Source organism: Paraburkholderia mimosarum LMG 23256 = NBRC 106338 (assembly GCF_000739815.1).
GTDB classification, from domain to species: domain Bacteria; phylum Pseudomonadota; class Gammaproteobacteria; order Burkholderiales; family Burkholderiaceae; genus Paraburkholderia; species Paraburkholderia mimosarum.
In genome coordinates this window covers 38,061-55,581 of the sequence record NZ_BBJJ01000048.1, presented here as the reverse complement: position 1 = coordinate 55,581, position 17,521 = coordinate 38,061, and the positions used below count along the sequence as shown (strand labels likewise).

Genomic DNA, 17,521 nt, shown 5'->3' with positions numbered 1-17,521 from the left:
CCGCAATCATCGTGATCTAATATGCCGGTGGCTCGATCGGCATGCGAATGTGCCTTGCTCTCGTTTTAGGGCAACTGACAGCGTCGTAATCAGCTTGTTGGGAAAGCGTTTGCAGCAGCTCAACGAGGAGGTGGCGCAAGTTACATCGTCGGTCGTAACGTCGTGCGATTTTGGCCATGACGGGTCGGATAAATCCCATGTGTGTGCTAACGGAAGCGCTCTGGCAGGTAGTGGCGACGCCCCCTGCCTCAGGCAAGCTTCTTGCGATGTGTCATGACGTGACGTTTTCAGGTTGGAAAGAAATCGCACCACCCGGGCGCTAAGAAGCAGGAGAAAAAGATGAGTCAGACGGTCAGTGATGCGCTTGCGGAAGGCCCGAACAAGTGTCCGCGTAAATGTGTGCAAACAGGCGTCGCTCCGTCGCTGCTGGTCTACGCATCAGACCGCCGCAGTGCACCGAATGTTGGAGCGCCTGGCGCGCGCAGGGAGCGGTCGTGGGCGTTGCGCTGAAGTCGCGCAGCCGCAGGCTGCTCTATATCAGCGCGCAAGGGACGCTTGTCGCGTCGCCGCTCGCGTACGCCGACGCGCCGCTTGACTATTTCCTGCATGCCGCCGGCCCTGCGGCCACACCGACAATGCACCTCGGCTGGGGTCTGGCCGCAATGTGTGTGGCGGTCGTCATCATCATCGCGTTGCTACTCACGGTGGCAATGGCGCGGCGCCGTCCCGAAGCCGCTTCGCGCGCCATCGGCAAGGAAGAGGGCGGCATGCGCTGGCTCTCTATTGGCGTCGGCGTGTCGACGGTCGCGTTGCTGGTGTCGCTTGCTTACACGCTCGTCACCTTGCAGGCGGTCGCGCAACCTACGCTCACGCCGGGCCTGAACATCACCGTTACTGCATACGACTGGTGGTGGAAAGTCGACTACGCCGACGACTCCGACGCCGATAACCGTTTCGTGACCGCCAACGAAATTCACATTCCGGTCGGTGTGCCGGTGCGCATCGGGCTCAAGAGCGCCGACGTGATTCACGCGTTCTGGGTGCCACGGCTTGCGGGCAAGACACAGGCCATCCCGGGGCAAACCAACAGGCAATGGATCGAGGCCGACACGCCCGGCGTCTATCGCGGGCAATGCACGCAGTTCTGCGGCGCGCAGCATGCCCATATGGCATTCGACGTGGTCGCGCAACCGCGAGCCGAGTTCGATGCCTGGCGCGCCGCACAATTGCGTCAGGCAGCCGTGCCCGTTGACGACGCGGTGCAAGCGGGTCAAAAAATCTTCATGGATCGCTGCGCCGGCTGCCATACGGTACGCGGCAGCGACGCGGCCGGCATGCACGCGCCGGACCTCACGCATGTGGGCTCCCGCGAGCGACTCGCAGCGGGCACCTTGACGAACACGCCGGAGCATCTGCTCGACTGGATTCGACACGCGCAGCAGATCAAACCCGATTCGTTGATGCCGAGCTTTACGCTCAAGGCGCAAGACGCCGCGGCGCTCTCCGCGTATCTCGCGACGCTTCGCTAGCGCACCGTTCAGTGCTATCAGACAAGGAAAAACATGGCCGACCTCGCACCCCCGCCACCTGACTTGCGGCTCGCGCGCCGGCCGGAAGTGGGCCGCATGCCGCAAGGCTCCGAGCGCGAAAAGCGGCTGCGCGAGCTATGGAAAACGGAGCACGGCTGGCGCGGCTGGCTGTCCACCGTGGACCATAAGAGCATTGGCGTTCGCTACATCGTCACGGCGTTCATCTTTCTGATCGCAGGCGGCGTCGAGGCGCTCGTGATGCGAGTTCAGCTTGCGCGGCCGAACTCGCATCTGCTGTCGCCGGAGCAGTACAACCAGCTGTTCACGATGCACGGCATCACCATGATTTTCCTGTATGCGCTGCCGGTGCTGTCGGGGTTCTCGAACTACCTGTGGCCGCTCGTACTCGGCGCACGCGACATGGCGTTTCCGCGCCTAAATGCGCTCTCGTATTGGGTCTTTCTGTTTGCCGGACTCTTCCTCTACGCGAGCTTTCCGCTCGGTCAGGCGCCTGACGCGGGCTGGTTCAACTACGTGCCGCTCGCGAGTCTCGAATACAACACGGGGCCGAACATCGACGTCTACGCGCTAGGCATGGTGCTGCTCGGCATATCGACCACGGTGGGGTCGGTCAACTTCGTGGTGACGCTCCTGCGTATGCGGGCGCCGGGCATGTCGATCGACCGGCTGCCGATCCTCGTCTGGGGCACCCTGACGGCGTCGGCGGCCAACCTGGTCGCGGTGCCGTCGGTTAGTCTCGCGTTTCTCATGCTGTGGCTCGACCGGCAAGTCGGCACTCATTTCTTCGATGTGGCGAACGGCGGCCGTCCGTTGCTATGGCAGCACATGTTCTGGATTTTCGCGCACCCGTGGGTGTATGTCGTCGTGCTGCCGGCAATGGGCATCGTCTCCGACGCGCTGCCTACCTTTTGCCGGCGTCCGCTCGTTGGTTACACGCCGGTGGCGGTGTCCACCGTGGCCACGATGATGATCGGCTTTGTCGTGTGGATCCATCATATGTTCGCAACCGGTATTCCGCCGCTTGCGCTCGCGTTTTTCGGCGCGGCCAGCATGCTCATCTCGATCCCGAGCGCGGTCGCGACGTTTGCATGGATCGCGACCATCTGGCTCGGACGGCCTGTCTTTCGCGTGCCGTTCCTGTTCTTCGCGGGCTTCGTGCTGATGTTCGTGACAGGCGGCGTGTCGGGCGTGATGACCGCCGCTGTGCCGTTCGACTGGCAACTCACCGATACCTACTTCGTGGTCGCGCATCTGCACTATGTGCTGCTCGGCATCAACGTATTCCCGGTACTCGGCGGCATCTACTACTGGTTCCCCAAGTTCACCGGACGCATGACGAACGAGCGGCTCGGCAAGCTTGCGTTCTGGGTCACCTTCATTGGCTTCAACGTCGGCTTCTTCCCGATGCATATCTCGGGTCTTCTCGGCATGCCGCGCCGTATTTATACCTACCCCGACAACATGGGCTGGAACACGAGCAATCTGGTGACGACAATCGGTTCGTTCGTGTTCGCCGTGGGCATTCTGATATTTCTGATCGACATGGCGGTGAGCCTGCGGCGCGGCGCACCGGCCGGCGACAATCCCTGGGACGCCGCGACGCTCGAATGGTCAGTGCCGTCGCCGCCTCCGCCGTATAACTTCGCCGTGGTGCCGTTCGTCGCCACCCGCAATCCGCTGTGGGAGGACCGCATCGGCGGGGGCGGCCGCTCGAAGCTCGACACAGGCTTCCTGCTCGACCATGGCCGCGAGGCGCTCGGCACGACGTCGCTCGATGCAAAGCCGGACATCATCCTCAAGATGCCGAGCGACTCTTACGCGCCGTTACTGCTCGGCTTGTTCAGTGCGTTGCTGTTCGTCGCCATGCTGCTGCACGCCTGGATTATCACCGGGCTCATGGCGGCGGCTTGCGGCGTCGCGATGCTGATCTGGCTATGGCCTGAACGTCTGCTTGTCCAGCGCGAGCCGCAGAGCGTGCAGGACGTGGGCGCAGCAAGCGGAGCCGGCCATGAGTGACCTGACCGATGACGACGTGATCCTTCCGGTCGGCAGCGCGGGCGAATTGTCGAGCGGCTGGTGGGGAATGATGGCGACCGTTGCCACGGAGGCATCACTGTTCGGCTATCTGATCTTCTCGTATCTCTACCTCAACTCGCAGACGGAACTGCACTGGCCGCCCGAGGGCTTGCCGAAGATCGGCATCGGCGCGTTCAACACGGCCGTTCTGCTGACGAGCAGCGTTTTCGTGTGGCTATGCGAGCGCATGGTGCGGCGCCGCAGGATTCGCCGGGCGGTGGCCTCGATGGCCATTGCGATCGTGTTGGGCGTCGTGTTCGTCGGCATCCAGATGAAGGAATGGCACGACCACCCGTATGGCATGACCACGCACCTCTACGGCTCGCTGTACTTCACGATCACCGGCTTTCACGTGATGCACGTACTGGTCGGCCTGATCGTGCTGATCTGCCTGCTCGTCTGGACAGCCTTGGGTTACTTCGACGAAAAGCGTTGCGCCGCGCTGAGAATCGGCGGCCTGTACTGGCATTTTGTCGACGTGGTGTGGATATTCATTTTCACGACGCTGTATGTCACACCGTTTTTCCTCTAGGAGCGCGACGATGCCTGCTGCAATGGTCCATCAACAAGCGCCTCGCGAACCGGCGAGAGCAACCGTGTCCGCCGCTGGCGATGGTTCCGTGCTCCGGGGTCCGCCAAGAAGGCGCGTGGGACCGTTGATGATCGTGTTTGGCATGCTCGGTGCGGCGGCCGCGTGGGTCATGCAAACCGAAACCGGCCAGACGCTTGCGGCGCAGGGGTGTTATCCGCATCGGGCAGCGTTGCCGGCGCCTCAATGGTCGTGGCTGATGCCGGTACTCCAGGCGATGAGCGTCATGGCTCTGCTGGTCGGCGTGGCGGGTGTGTGGGTTGCGTGGCGAAGCTGGCGCGTGACTCGCGATGCACGTCCCGATCCGGCGCCCGCAATCTCGGAAACAACGGCGGGACGGACGCGGTTTCTTGCGATGGCAGGGCTCTTACTCAGCTTGCTGTTCGCGGTCGGGCTGGTGGCGACCGGATTGGCCGTCGTGCTCGTTTCACCGTGCAGCGCGTGGCGATGACCGGCATGAAACGAATCCAGTCACGCGTCACGTTTGCGATGCTCGCAGTGGCGCTGGCCGCCGCCGTGGCCGGTGTGTCGACGCACAGTTTCGCGCGCTTGTCCGCGCTCGATGCCGACGATACCGCCGTATCCGCCGACCCAGCATTGATCAAACGCGGCGACTATCTCGCGAAACTCGCCGACTGTGCCGGTTGCCACACGGCGCCGAAGCAGGGCGCGCCGCTTGCCGGCGGTCTGCCAATGGGCTCGCCGTTCGGCACCATCTATTCGACGAACATCACGCCGGACCCGCAAACGGGAATCGGCCACTACAGCTATTCGGACTTCGAGCATGCGCTGCGCGACGGCGTAGCTCGCGGAGGCAAGCGGCTCTATCCGGCCATGCCGTACGCGTCGTTCACGAAGATCAACGACGCCGACATGCACGCGCTTTACGCGTACTTCATGCACGGCGTGCAGCCGGTGGTGAACCGGCCGCCCGAGACGAAGCTGCCGTTTCCGTTCAGCCAGCGCTGGGGCCTCGCGTTCTGGGATTTCGCGTTCGTCCGCCACGAGCGCTTCGTGCCCGACGGCCAGCACGACGCGTTATGGAATCGCGGCGCGTACATCGTGCAGTCGCTTGGGCATTGCGGCGCGTGTCACACGCCGCGCGGTCCCGCTTACGAGGAACGCGGCTACGACCAGTCGTCGCGTCACTATCTGACAGGCGGCACGAACGACCACTGGTTCGCGCCGAACCTGACCGGCGATCCGGGGTCGGGCTTGGGGCGCGTGTCGCCGCGCGACGTCGCTTCGTTCCTCAAGACGGGCCACGGCGAGGACACTCACATCGTCGCGTTCGGCAGCATGGTCGAGGTGGTGGAAGACAGCGCGCAATATTTCAACGACGAAGATCTGGATGCGATCGCACACTATCTGAAAAGTCTGCCCGCGCGACAACCGTCGGGCGCCTATTCGCCGGAGTCGTCGAAGAGTCAGCGAACGGGAGAGCAGACGGCGCTGCAAACAGCGGTTGCCTTGAAGACCGGCGATGTCGAGCGTCCCGGCGCCGGGCTGTACCTGTCGTTCTGCGCGAAATGTCATCATGCCGACGGGCGCGGCGAACCTGGCAAGTTCCCCGCCCTGGCGGGCAATCCTGCCGTGCTGGCGGCGGAAAACACGTCGCTGGTGCGGCTGCTTCTGGAGGGCGGCAATAGCCCGCAGACGCTGAACGGGCCGGAGCGCCGCAAGATGCCGGCGTTCGCGAACCAGTTCACCGACGCCGAGATTGGGCGCGTGCTGAGCTTCGTGCGCACGTCATGGGGAAATCGTGCGATGCCGGTCGCCACGCGCGACGTCGCTGTGTTGCGCGAGAAGCTGGAGAAATGATGGGCGTACGGCAGAGGTCGAGGCTGTCTCGGAGACAGACGCGATGAGCGCAACGTGAGAACCGGCTCGCCGTGACCATCATCGAGCCCGTCTGGCAAGACACAATGGTTCAAGCCGGCGAGTTTGCTGAAATCCCGCCGCTTACTTGCTTTCTGACATATGCCTGCGCAGGGCTGCAAGCCTGCACAACGTCGGAATTTGCAATCGAAGCGATAAAAATTTCACAGGACGTGGTCATGCAGGCCGCCGCTCCCTACCCTTCAGGCCGAACTCCTCGAGCGATTCAGCGACGTCATAGACTGGTGTCAGGCGTTGCAGCGGCAACCCGTGGATGTCTAGTGGGAGATGGCGCGTTCAGAGCGGGAGCTGGCGGGTGCGGCATGGGAATTGCGTCATACTGTGATATAAATAATTGTAGAGGCTCAGCTTTGCCATGCCAGCAAGGAGTACCGTATGACTACCACTGTCGCCGATTTTCTCGTTGACCGACTTCACTCCTGGGGCGTGCGCCGCATCTACGGCTACCCGGGCGATGGCATCAACGGCATTCTGGGTGCGCTCAATCGCGCCGACGGCAAGATCGTATTCATTCAGACCCGGCACGAGGAAATGGCCGCGTTCATGGCTTCCGCGCATGCCAAGTTCACTGGCCAACTGGGTGTGTGCCTTGCGACGTCGGGCCCCGGCGCCGCGCATCTGTTGACCGGTCTTTACGACGCGCGTCTTGACCACATGCCGGTGCTCGCCATCGCCGGCCAGCAGGCGCGCGCGTCGCTCGGCGGCCACTATCAGCAGGAAGTTGACCTCGAAGCAATGTTCAAGGACGTTGCCGGCGCGTTCGTGCAGCAGGCGAGCGTGCCGTCGCAGATTCGCCATCTGGTCGATCGCGCCATTCGCACCGCGCTCGGCGAGCGCAAGGTCACGGCAATCGTGTTGCCGAATGACCTTCAGGAACTGAAGTACGAGCCGCCGCCGCGCAAGCACGGCACCTTGCATTCGGGCGTCGGTTACAGCGAGCCAAGGATCATGCCCTACGCCGACGACCTCAAACGCGCCGCCGAAGTTCTCAACGCGGGCAAAAAGGTCGCGATTCTCGTCGGTGCCGGCGCGCTTCACGCGACAGACGAAGTCATCGCCGTCGCCGAAAAGCTCGGCGCGGGAGTGGCGAAGGCGCTGCTCGGCAAGGCGGCCTTGCCCGACGACTTGCCCTTCGTCACCGGCTCAATTGGTCTGCTCGGGACCGAACCGAGCTACAAGCTGATGACCGGGTGCGATACCTTGCTGATGATCGGTTCGGGCTTCCCGTATTCCGAGTTCCTGCCGAAAGAAGGCGCAGCACGCGGCGTGCAGATCGACATCAAGCCCGACATGCTTTCAATTCGTTATCCGATGGAAGTCAATCTTGTGGGCGACAGCGCCGAGACATTGCGCGCGCTTCTTCCGTTGCTGGAAAAGAAGACGGAGCGCGAATGGCGCAATGACATCGAAGGCTGGATGGAAGACTGGTGGAAGAAACTCGAAAAACGCGCGCTGGAATCAGGCACGAGCGGCGTCAATCCGCAACGCACCGTGTGGGAGCTGTCGTCGCGCGTGCCGCCCAATGCGATCGTGACGAGCGATTCTGGATCCTGCGCGAACTGGTACGCACGCGATCTCAAGATCAAGCGCGGCATGATGTGCTCGCTTTCGGGCGGACTCGCATCGATGGGCGCAGCGGTGCCTTACGCCATTGCCGCGAAGTTCGCGCATCCCGAGAGGCCCGTCATCGCGCTCGTCGGCGACGGAGCAATGCAGATGAACAACATGGCCGAACTCATCACCGTATCCAAGTACTGGAAGCAATGGGCCGAGCCGCGCTGGATCTGCATGGTGCTCAACAACGAGGACCTGAATCAGGTCACATGGGAACAGCGGGTCATGAACGGCGACCCGAAGTTCGAAGCGTCGCAGGACATCCCGTCGGTGCCGTATCACCGTTTTGCCGAACTTATCGGCTTGCGCGGCATCTATGTCGACGACGACGCCCGCATGGCTGCGGCGTGGGACGAAGCGCTGGCGTCCGACCGTCCGGTGGTCATCGAAGTCAAGGCCGATCCGAACGTGCCGCCGCTGCCGCCGCACATCACCCTGCAACAGGCGAAAGCGTTCGCCACCACGCTGTTCGAAGGCGATCCCGACGAAGGGAACGTGATCATCGATACGGCGAAGCAGGTGCTCGGCGCGGTGCTGCCACGCCATAAGGACAAATAGGCGAGCGCGCGCCATGCACCCGACCCAACGGGGAGCGCCGGTCGAATCGGTCCGGGCCCGCGCTTACACCATTCCCACCGATCGCCCGGAAGCGGACGGCACCTACGCGTGGCAGTCCACGACGCTCGTCGTGGCGGAAGTCACGGCCGCGGGCAAAACCGGCATCGGCTACACCTACAACGACGCGGCCACCGCGCAGTTCATCGAGGCCACGCTGGCTTCGGCGATCATGGGCGAGGACGCGTGGAATGTCGACGCGCTGTGGCTCCGCATGCGGCAGCGCGTGCGCAACATTGGCCGGTCCGGGATCGCCGCGACCGCCATCTCAGCGCTGGACTGTGCGCTGTGGGACGTCAAGGCGCGGCTGCTCGATACGCCGCTCGCGCGGCTGCTCGGCGCGGCGCGCAGCCACGTCCCGCTCTATGGCAGCGGCGGCTTCACCACGTACACGGACAACGAAATACGCGAGCAGCTCGGCCGCTGGGTGCATGAAGACGGATGCCGCTGGGTCAAGATCAAGGTCGGCACCGAACCGGCGCGCGATCCGCACCGCGTCGAAGTTGCCCGCGCGGCCATTGGCGAACGCGCCGGCCTTTTCGTCGATGCAAACGGTGCGCTGGATCGCAAGCAGGCGCTGTTCTACGCGGAAGCATTCGCGGCGCACGGCGTGGAATGGTTCGAAGAGCCCGTTTCATCGGATGACGTGGCCGCCCTCGCATCGCTGCGCAACGCCTTGCCAGCGCGCATGGAACTGGCCGCCGGGGAATACGGCTACACCCTCGACGATTTTCGCGTGCTACTCGCCAATGAAGCCATCGATGTCTTGCAGGCGGACGTCACCCGCTGCGGCGGCATCACCGGCTTTCTGCGCGTGGCCGCGCTCTGCGACGCGTTTCATGTGCCGCTCTCGGCGCATTGCGCGCCCGCGCTGCATCTCCATGTGGCGTGCGCCGCGCCGCGTTTGCGGCATCAGGAATGGTTTCACGATCACGTACGCATCGAGTCGATGCTCTTCGAAGGCGCACCGCGTGCGCACAACGGCGCCATCGCGCCGGACTGGTCGCGGCCCGGCTGCGGGCTCGACTTCAAACATGCGGATGCACACAAGTATGCGGTTTGAGGCTCGCGCTACAAGACACGAAAAATGACGCAAACCAGATCAATCGACATCGCTATCGGTTGCGGTCTCGCCGCCGCCGCTTTCGCGCTCGTGCGCCTTGGCGGAAAGAAGACGCCGGACTCGCCGACACGGACGCACATCGACACGGCGCGCACTTTCAACCGCAGTTCGGCGCTGCTCGCGCTGTCCGTGCTGACAGACAGCGCGATGGAGCACTATCGCGGCTCGTTCGACAATCCGGCGATGTACACGCCGCTCGTCGTTTCCACGCTGTCGCTTTTCGCGGGGCTGCATGGCGGCTCCGATCGCGAGCCGGCGCGGCATCCGGTGCGCGATTCGATCTATCTGGGTGCGGCGCTCGCAGGAGTCGCAGGCACGGGTTTCCATCTGTACAACATCACGAAGCGCCCCGGCGGATGGAGCTGGCAGAACCTCTTCTACGCGGCGCCGATCGGCGCGCCGATGGCTTTGCTGCTGTCGGGCGCGTTGGGCGCGGTGTCCGAACGGCTGCGAGACGAACCCGCGCACGAGCCGCGTCTCTTTGGCATGCCCGCAGGCCAGGCCCTCGCGCTGCTGACGAGCGCCGGGCTGGTCGGCACACTCGGCGAGGTTGCGCTGCTGCATTTCAGGGGTTCGTTCCAGAACCCGGTCATGTATGCGCCCATCCTGATTCCGCCGGTCGCCTCGGCGCTGCTCGTCAACGCCGCGCTCGCGCGGCCGCGCGAACACTGGTTCATCCGGCTGTGGCTACGCGTGACGACGGCGCTCGGCTTCATCGGCGTGGGTTTTCATGCACGCGGCGTCGCGCGCGCTCGCGGTGGCTGGCGCAACTGGAGCCAGAATCTCTTCAACGGCCCGCCCCTGCCCGCGCCGCCTAGCTTCTCGGCGCTCGCGCTTGCGGGCCTCGGCGCGCTCCGTCTTCGGGAGACAGAAAAGAAATGACCGGACTGCCCCGCTATCCCGGCTATGACGTGACGGCGAAGCGCGATACACCCTCATGGGACGACGTGACGCGCACCGTGATCGACGAGCGTCTTGCAACGCTGCACGAGCCGCATTTTTTCGATGCCGTCGAATGGGAAGCCCTTGGTGCGCTGTGCGCGTGCATCGTGCCGCAGGACCGGCAGCGCCCGGCGGTGCCTGTGGCCGCGCTCGTCGATGCACGGCTCGCGAGAAACGTCGGCGACGGTTATCGCGACGCGCGCCTTCCGCCCATGCGCGACGCGTGGCGCATCGGCCTTCGCGCGCTCGATGCGGAAAGCCGCGCTCGCCACGAACTGCCGTTCGCCAGCCTCGGCGATGACCCGCGCCACGCGCTGCTCACCGACATGCAGCAAGGCAAGCTCGACGGCCCCGAATGGCGCGGCATGCCGAGCGCGGTCTTCTTTGCGAAGCGCGTGCTGCACGACATCTGCGGGATGTATTACGCGCATCCTCATGCGTGGAGCGAGATCGGCTTTGGCGGCCCCGCCAATCCGCGCGGTTATGTACGGATGGTGGCCGACCGGCGCGATCCGTGGGAAGCAGCGGAGGCCAAGCCCGGCCACGAAGACCAGGCATACAAGGAGAATCGCCGTGTCCGCTGATGCACCGAACGATGCGCAACACGTCCCGCGCGGCAAAAACGGACGCGCGCCCGACGTCTTCCACCCCGGCGCATGGATTCCGATGCGCGAGTATCCGCACGATGAAGCGGTCGACTTTGCGATCGTCGGCACCGGCGCGGGCGGCGGCACCCTCGCCTGCCGTCTCGCGGAGAAAGGCTTCAAGGTGGTCGCGTTCGACGCGGGCGCATGGTGGCGTCCGCTCGAAGAGTTCGCCTCGGACGAGACGCATCAGGGCAAACTCTTCTGGACCGACGAGCGCATCTGCGACGGCGACGACCCGCTTCACCTCGGCAACAACAACAGCGGCAAGGCCGTGGGCGGCAGCACCGTCCACTTCGCGATGGTCTCGTTGCGCTTCCGTCCCGAGTGGTTCAAGTCGCGTTCGCTGCTAGGCTACGGCGCGGACTGGCCGCTCGACTGGCGCGAGATGTGGCGCTACTACGGCGAAGTCGAAGAGGCGCTGAAGATCGCCGGCCCGGTGAACTATCCGTGGGGACCGAAGCGTCCGCGCTACCCGTACCGCGCGCATGAACTGAACGCGTCCGCGCTCGTGCTGGCGCGCGGCTGCGAGGCGCTTGGTATCGACTGGTCGCCGACGCCGCTCGCGACCGTCTCCGCGCCGCGCGGCGACGTGCACCCGTGCGTGTATCGCGGCTTCTGCGTCTCGGGCTGCGCCACCAACGCTAAACAAAGCGCGCTCGTCACTTGGATACCCCGAGCGGTCCGCGCCGGCGCCGAGATTCGCGATCTCGCGATGGTCGGCCGCATCGTCATCGGCGACGACGGACGCGCGAGCGGCGTCGAATACGTGCGCGAAGGCCGCTGGCGATTCCAGCGGGCGTGCAATATCGTGGTCGCGGGATACGCAATCGAAACGCCGCGACTGTTGTTGATGTCCGCGACCGACCGCTTTCCCGATGGCCTTGCCAACAGTTCCGGCCTCGTCGGCAAGAATCTGATGGTGCAGATGAATCAGGCGGCCTGGGGCACGATGGACGAGGAAATCCGCTGGTACAAGGGCCCGCCTTCGCTGTCGCTCACCGAGCACTGGAATTACGAGGACAAGGGCAAGGATTTCTTCGGCGGCTATTGCTACATGAGCCAGGGACCGTTGCCGGTCGCGTGGGCCTCGACACAGAACGGGCGAGGTCTGTGGGGCCAGCAGTTGCAGGACGAGATGCGGAAGTATAACCATCAGGCGGGGCTGAAGATTGTCGGCGAAGCCATGCCGCAGGAGCGCAACCGCGTGACGCTCGCCGCCGAGAACGATCAGTACGGTCTGCCTGTTGCGCGCGTGACCTATTCGCTGTGCGACAACGATCGGCGCCTGGTCAAGCATTCGCTGGACTTCATGAGCCTCGCGCTCGAAGCGGCCGGCGCGCGCGACGTCTGGCGCGAAATCGACGACACGTGTCACCTGAACGGCACGGCTCGCATGGGCGACGATCCGGCGACGAGCGTGGTCAATGCCGACTGCCGGAGCTGGGACATCGACAACTTGTGGATCTGCGACGGTTCCGTGTTTCCGACCGTTGGCGGCGTGAATCCGTCGCTGACCATCCAGGCAATCGCCATGCGTACCGCCGACAGGATCGAAGCGCTTGCGGCGCGCGGAGACCTCTGATGCGAACGAACCACACTGAACGCAAAGTAGCCGTTATCACCGGTGCCGGCGCGGGCGTGGGCCGCGCGGCCGCCGATGAGTTCGCGCGCCACGGTTATGACGTCGCGCTCCTCGCGCGCGACGAAGACCGGCTAGCGCGGGCTGTCGCTAAGATCGAAGCGGGCTTCGGCGTGCGTGCGCTTGCCCTTCCCACGGACGTCGCCGATGCAAGCGCCGTCGAGGCGGCGGCATCGCGCGTGGAAGAGACGCTCGGCCCGATCGACGTCTGGGTGAACGTGGCGATGGCGACCGCATTCGCGCCGGTCTCCGCGCTCGAACCCGCCGAGATCGAACGCGGCACGAAGGTGACTTACCTAGGCCAGGTCCACGGGATGATGTCGGCGCTCTTTCGCATGCGCACGCGCAACCGGGGCACGATCGTCAACGTCGGCTCCGCGCTTGGCTACCGCTCTGTGCCGCTGCAATCGGTCTATTGCGGCGCCAAGTTCGCGATTCGCGGCTTCACGGATTCGCTGCGCTCAGAGATCATCCACGACGGTCTGAAGGTCCATCTGACGATGGTCGATCTTCCCGCCGTCAACACACCGCAATTCGACTGGGCGCGCAACAAGATGGGCAAGCGCGCCCGGCCCGTCGCGCCGGTCTTTCAACCGGAGGTCGCCGCGCGGGCCATTTTCTTCGCGGCGACGCACCGGCGCCGCGAAGTGTGGGTGGGCTTCTCGACGGTGAAGGCGATTCTGGCGAACCGCGTTGCACCCGGGCTCATCGACCGCTATCTCGCGAAGTCGGGCTATACGAGTCAGCTTACGAACGAGCCGATCGAAAACCGCGCTGCCGGCAATCTGTTCGAGCCCGTGCCCGGCGACTACGCGGCACACGGCAGGTTCGACGGCGAAGCGACGCAGCACTCGTGGGAAATGTTCACTGACCGTCATCGGAGCTTCTTCTGGGCACTCGCGGGCGTGGGCGCGCTCAGCCTGCTGCGCGCTGCGGCGAAACGGAGGAGGTGAAGCCGATGAGCCGCCCGATCGAAGACTATGCGCTGCTCGGCGACGGCGAAACGGCGGCGCTCGTCAGCAGCGACGGCTCAATAGACTGGGTGTGCTGGCCGCGTTTCGACGACGATGCGTGTTTCGCCGCGCTTCTCGGCACGGACGATAACGGCCACTGGGCGCTCTCGCCGGTCGCCGCCGTTCAGCGCAGCGCGCGGCGCTATCAGGACGACACGCTGATCATTGAGACCGACTTCGACGTCGAGGACGGCGCGGTTCGCGTGACCGACTTCATGCCGGTCGGCGACGGTCCGAGTTCGGTGGTGCGCATGGTGACAGGGTTGCGCGGCGTCGTCGAGATGGACTCCGAATTGCGCCTGCGCTTCAACTATGGCGAACTGACGCCGTTGCTTGATCGTCGCGACGACGCAGCCGAGGCGCACATCGGACCAGACCGCGTCGTGCTTCGGACAGACGCTCAAATCGAGTTCGCGGATGGCACCCTGCGTTCACGCTTCGCAGTCAAGGCGGGCGATTGCGTGAGCTTCACGATGACCTACAAGCGCGCACATGACGCGCCGCCTCAACAGCTCGACGTCCAGCACGCGCTTCATGAAACGCAGCGCTTCTGGCGCGACTGGATCGCCCGCTTCGACGACAGCCGGACGGCTTGGCCGCAGGCGGTTCGTCGCTCGCTGTTGACACTGAAAGCGCTGATCCATCGGCGGACCGGTGCGATCGTCGCCGCGCCCACGACCTCGCTGCCCGAAGCGCCCGGCGGTGAACTGAACTGGGACTATCGCTATGCGTGGCTGCGCGACACGAGCTTTGCGATGGTCGCCCTGCTCAATGCGGGCTTTCATGAGGAAGCCGGCGCATGGCGCGACTGGCTGTTGCGCACCGTCTCGATTGCGCCTGAGCGAAGCAGGATCATGTATCGCGTGGATGGTGGGCGTCATCTCCGGGAGTGGACCGTGGACTGGCTACCCGGTCATCGCTACGCGAAGCCGGTTCGAATCGGCAACGCCGCGGCTCATCAGCATCAGCTCGACGTGCTGGGAGAAGTGATCGACTGCTTCGACGTCGCACGGCGGGGCGGGCTCGAACCCACGCCACACGAGGACCTGATCGAGACGCGCATTGTCGAACATCTGGAGAAAGTGTGGCGCCTGCCGGGCGCCGGGATCTGGGAAGCGAGAGCAACGCCGCGCCATTACACGTACTCGCGCGTGATGGTCTGGGTGGCGCTCGACCGTTTCGTCAACCGCCATCAGGCCGGCAACGCGAGGTCCGCGATGGTGCGACGGTTTGCCGTTCTGCGTGAACGCATCCGTCAGGAGGTGCTCCGGGAAGGCTGGAACGAAGGGCTCGGCACCTTCACGCAGTACTACGGCGGCGAAGAACTCGACGCCAGTCTGCTGCTAATGCCGCTGGTCGGTTTCATCTCCGCCGACGACCCGCGCATGGCGTCGACCATCGAGAACATTCGCCGCGAACTGAGCGAAGAAGGACTCATACGACGCCACCACCGCAACACGTCTGGCCCGAGCGAAGGGACGTTTCTCGCCTGTTCCTGCTGGATGGCCGATTGCTTGAACCTGCAAGGACGCACGCTGGAAGCGCGGCAACAGTTCGAGCGCGTGCTGGCCACCGCCAACGACGTCGGTTTGCTCTCGGAGCAATACAACGTGCAGCGCCGCGAACTTGCCGGCAATTTCCCCCAGGCGCTCAGTCATCTCGCGATCGTTAACACGGCCTTGGGGTTAAGCGGGCCGTCTTTGCAGAGGGGCGGAGGATAAGGTTGGTAGATAATTGTGCCTCTGTTGAATTGCAGTGAACTAGACTGAATCTGACAGTGGTAGGTTTCTCATGCTGGTGCGCATTGGCGCGGAGGGCGTAGCCCGTAGCGGCAATGCGCACCGCGAACAGCAAGGAGTCCGCCATGACTCATCGCCGGCCGCTGCTCAAGAACCGCGTAGACCCGCAAATCGAAGCCGCCGTCGTCGAACTGGCCCTCGAATTGCCTGCCTATGGCCAAATCCGGATCGCCAACGAAGTCCTCAAGCGGCATGCCCTGTCCCTTTCTCCCCAGGGTGTCCGTAGCATCTGGCTGCGCCACGATTTGGAGACCATGCCCAAGCGCCTGAAGGATTGGAAGCCAAGTCCGCCCAGGAAGGTCTGGTGCTCACCGAGGGACAGCTCGTTGCGCTGGAACGCGCCAAGCGCGAGAAGGAAGAACACGGCGAATTCGAGTCCGAATGTCCAGGCTACTGCGGCGCACAGGACACGTTCTATGTCGGGAGTCTCAAGGGCGTTGGCCGTGTCTATCAACAGACTTTCGTCGATACCTACTCGAAGGTCGCGTTCGCCAAGCTTTACGATCGCAAGACGCCGTTGCCGGCGGCTGACCTGCTCAACGATCGCGTTGTGCCATTCTTCGATAGCTTCGGCATCCCGCTGCTGCGCGTACTGACGGATCGCGGCACGGAATACTGCGGCAACCCCGAACATCACGAATACGAGCTGTACCTGGCCTTGGAAGATATCGACCATACCCGCACGAAGGCCAAGTCGCCACAGACCAACGGGATCGTCGAGCGACTGCACAAGACCATGCTCAACGAGTTCTACCGCATCACCCTCCGCAAGAAGATCTACGAATCGATCGGCGCCTTGCAGACGGACCTTGATGCGTGGCTCGACCAGTACAACAATGAACGGGAGCATCAGGGGCGATGGTGTTATGGCAAAACACCAATGCGCACCTTCCTCGATTCACTGGAACTCGCCAGGGAGAAACTCATTCCCCATTGACCCCATCCCCTCTATCGGCCCGGCCACCTGTCAGATCGAGTTCCGGCTAATACACGTTAGCACATCCCCGTGCACCTGCCTACGGCTCCGAGTTGAAGAACTCGCTCCAGCGATTGCTGGACAAACAGCCCGGATCGAAAAATAGCCTGAACAGCGAGCGCCGCGTCTTCCATCGCGCCTTGCTGGAGCTCGCCTCGCTCTGCGCAACGTAGACCGGGCGACAAAGAGCCCCTAGAAAGCCTTGCTGCGACGCGTTGTTGATGTCTAACCCATTTTCGCTGCCCCATCATGGCCAGTCCAAAGTCGACGCCAGACGCGAACATCGGATCGCGATGGAAATCGTGGTCGACACCTACACCGAAGAAGAATGCGCGATGGGCTGGTATTGCTACGTTGAAGATCAGCTCTCGTTTCCAATCAAGGCCCGGGTACGCAAGACGATGGATGCCTCACCGCTAAAGAGCGGCGAGAACGTCACCGTCATCGCCCTTGCTTACGACCAACTGTGCCGCTTCGCAATATTTGTCATGGCACGGCACGGTGAACACGAAATTGTCGTACCTCTGGCCCAGCTTGTTCCCGTTGGAGCCGACCGGAACACACGCTAGGCAGTGGCCGACTGGCATTACTGGCACGATCAGGGCTATTCGTTCTGATTCCCGCGCCGCCCCACCGGGTAAGGTCACGCAAAGCCTTTTCAGGCAAGGAGTTGCGGCGAATTTTCATATTTCGGGGGATGATCAGAAATAGCCATTTCGGCCATCGTATTGAACCCGCAGTGCCGACACTCACAAACTGGTCGCGCCGTACTCGAAGAACGACCGCAACATCCTCACCGTCAGCAGACACGGAACTGGGAAGCAAGCGCTTTGTCGATCGGCTCGCGCGCGAGCTCAAGGCATCCGCGCAAATCGTCCCCGCGCAACCTGTAGGCATGGCCGGATCCGCAATTTGTGCAGCAGCCTATCTAAACATAGGATTACGGATTAAATGCCGATCATTAAATTTATGCGCCTACTGCCATAGCGTCGACGGCGTCGCCGCCGAGCCCCGCCCTGCATCCGCGAAGCGCGTGCTC

13 protein-coding genes and 1 pseudogene are annotated in these 17,521 nt (G+C 63.7%); all 14 read left to right on the top strand.

Annotation, left to right across the window (positions count from 1 at the left end):
• Window positions 1-494 precede the first annotated feature (494 nt).
• Window positions 495-1,529 carry a cytochrome c oxidase subunit II gene (gene coxB, locus BMI01S_RS26610; RefSeq protein ID WP_028231977.1) on the top strand — a complete coding sequence of 345 codons (1,035 nt, stop codon included), beginning with the start codon at window positions 495-497 and terminating at the stop codon, window positions 1,527-1,529.
• A 33-nt stretch (window positions 1,530-1,562) separates the two neighbouring features.
• The gene (ctaD, locus tag BMI01S_RS26605; RefSeq protein WP_028231978.1) at window positions 1,563-3,566 is read left to right on the top strand and encodes a cytochrome c oxidase subunit I; all 2,004 of its coding nucleotides are present in this window, start codon (window positions 1,563-1,565) and stop codon (window positions 3,564-3,566) included.
• Entirely contained in the window at window positions 3,559-4,158 is a 600-nt protein-coding gene (locus BMI01S_RS26600) for a cytochrome c oxidase subunit 3 (RefSeq protein WP_028231979.1), read from the top strand. The genes ctaD and BMI01S_RS26600 overlap by 8 nt, the downstream gene beginning before the upstream one ends.
• Window positions 4,159-4,273: 115 nt before the next feature.
• Window positions 4,274-4,666 (top strand): hypothetical protein, encoded by a 393-nt coding sequence (locus tag BMI01S_RS26595; RefSeq protein WP_255217824.1) that lies wholly within the window; start codon window positions 4,274-4,276, stop codon window positions 4,664-4,666.
• 5 nt (window positions 4,667-4,671) lie between these two features.
• A complete protein-coding gene (locus BMI01S_RS26590) occupies window positions 4,672-6,036 on the top strand; it encodes a c-type cytochrome (RefSeq protein ID WP_036046013.1) in 1,365 nt (454 codons plus the stop codon).
• 453 nt (window positions 6,037-6,489) lie between these two features.
• Window positions 6,490-8,286 carry a thiamine pyrophosphate-requiring protein gene (locus BMI01S_RS26585; protein ID WP_028231982.1) on the top strand — a complete coding sequence of 599 codons (1,797 nt, stop codon included), beginning with the start codon at window positions 6,490-6,492 and terminating at the stop codon, window positions 8,284-8,286.
• Between the two features lie 13 nt (window positions 8,287-8,299).
• Complete coding sequence (locus BMI01S_RS26580; protein WP_028231983.1) at window positions 8,300-9,406, top strand: enolase C-terminal domain-like protein; 1,107 nt, start codon at window positions 8,300-8,302, stop codon at window positions 9,404-9,406.
• A gap of 24 nt (window positions 9,407-9,430) precedes the next feature.
• Complete coding sequence (locus BMI01S_RS26575) at window positions 9,431-10,348, top strand: hypothetical protein (protein WP_028231984.1); 918 nt, start codon at window positions 9,431-9,433, stop codon at window positions 10,346-10,348.
• The gene (locus BMI01S_RS26570; RefSeq protein WP_028231985.1) at window positions 10,345-10,992 is read left to right on the top strand and encodes a gluconate 2-dehydrogenase subunit 3 family protein; all 648 of its coding nucleotides are present in this window, start codon (window positions 10,345-10,347) and stop codon (window positions 10,990-10,992) included. Before BMI01S_RS26575 ends, BMI01S_RS26570 begins: the two co-directional genes overlap by 4 nt.
• Window positions 10,982-12,637, top strand: coding sequence for a GMC family oxidoreductase (locus tag BMI01S_RS26565; RefSeq protein ID WP_028231986.1), 1,656 nt, complete (start codon window positions 10,982-10,984; stop codon window positions 12,635-12,637). Before BMI01S_RS26570 ends, BMI01S_RS26565 begins: the two co-directional genes overlap by 11 nt.
• Window positions 12,637-13,647, top strand: a complete 1,011-nt coding sequence (locus BMI01S_RS26560) for an SDR family oxidoreductase (protein ID WP_028231987.1) — start codon at window positions 12,637-12,639, stop codon at window positions 13,645-13,647. Before BMI01S_RS26565 ends, BMI01S_RS26560 begins: the two co-directional genes overlap by 1 nt.
• A 5-nt stretch (window positions 13,648-13,652) precedes the next feature.
• The gene (locus BMI01S_RS26555; RefSeq protein WP_028231988.1) at window positions 13,653-15,428 is read left to right on the top strand and encodes a glycoside hydrolase family 15 protein; all 1,776 of its coding nucleotides are present in this window, start codon (window positions 13,653-13,655) and stop codon (window positions 15,426-15,428) included.
• Window positions 15,429-15,574: 146 nt separating this feature from the next.
• Window positions 15,575-16,443 (top strand): annotated as a pseudogene (locus BMI01S_RS26550) (integrase core domain-containing protein); the annotation flags it as partial.
• Window positions 16,444-16,703: 260 nt separating this feature from the next.
• Window positions 16,704-17,051 (top strand): calcium-binding protein, encoded by a 348-nt coding sequence (locus BMI01S_RS26545; protein WP_042291010.1) that lies wholly within the window; start codon window positions 16,704-16,706, stop codon window positions 17,049-17,051.
• Window positions 17,052-17,521 lie beyond the last annotated feature (470 nt).

Bases quoted from the DNA above. Each gene is read 5' to 3' on its own strand.
- BMI01S_RS26575 (WP_028231984.1), top strand. From the start codon at position 9,431: ATGACGCAAACCAGATCAATCGACATCGCTATCGGTTGCGGTCTCGCC.
- BMI01S_RS26545 (WP_042291010.1), top strand. From the start codon at position 16,704: ATGTCTAACCCATTTTCGCTGCCCCATCATGGCCAGTCCAAAGTCGAC.
- BMI01S_RS26585 (WP_028231982.1), top strand. From the start codon at position 6,490: ATGACTACCACTGTCGCCGATTTTCTCGTTGACCGACTTCACTCCTGG.
- BMI01S_RS26570 (WP_028231985.1), top strand. From the start codon at position 10,345: ATGACCGGACTGCCCCGCTATCCCGGCTATGACGTGACGGCGAAGCGC.
- ctaD (WP_028231978.1), top strand. From the start codon at position 1,563: ATGGCCGACCTCGCACCCCCGCCACCTGACTTGCGGCTCGCGCGCCGG.
- BMI01S_RS26555 (WP_028231988.1), top strand. From the start codon at position 13,653: ATGAGCCGCCCGATCGAAGACTATGCGCTGCTCGGCGACGGCGAAACG.
- BMI01S_RS26560 (WP_028231987.1), top strand. From the start codon at position 12,637: ATGCGAACGAACCACACTGAACGCAAAGTAGCCGTTATCACCGGTGCC.
- BMI01S_RS26600 (WP_028231979.1), top strand. From the start codon at position 3,559: ATGAGTGACCTGACCGATGACGACGTGATCCTTCCGGTCGGCAGCGCG.
- BMI01S_RS26590 (WP_036046013.1), top strand. From the start codon at position 4,672: ATGAAACGAATCCAGTCACGCGTCACGTTTGCGATGCTCGCAGTGGCG.
- BMI01S_RS26580 (WP_028231983.1), top strand. From the start codon at position 8,300: ATGCACCCGACCCAACGGGGAGCGCCGGTCGAATCGGTCCGGGCCCGC.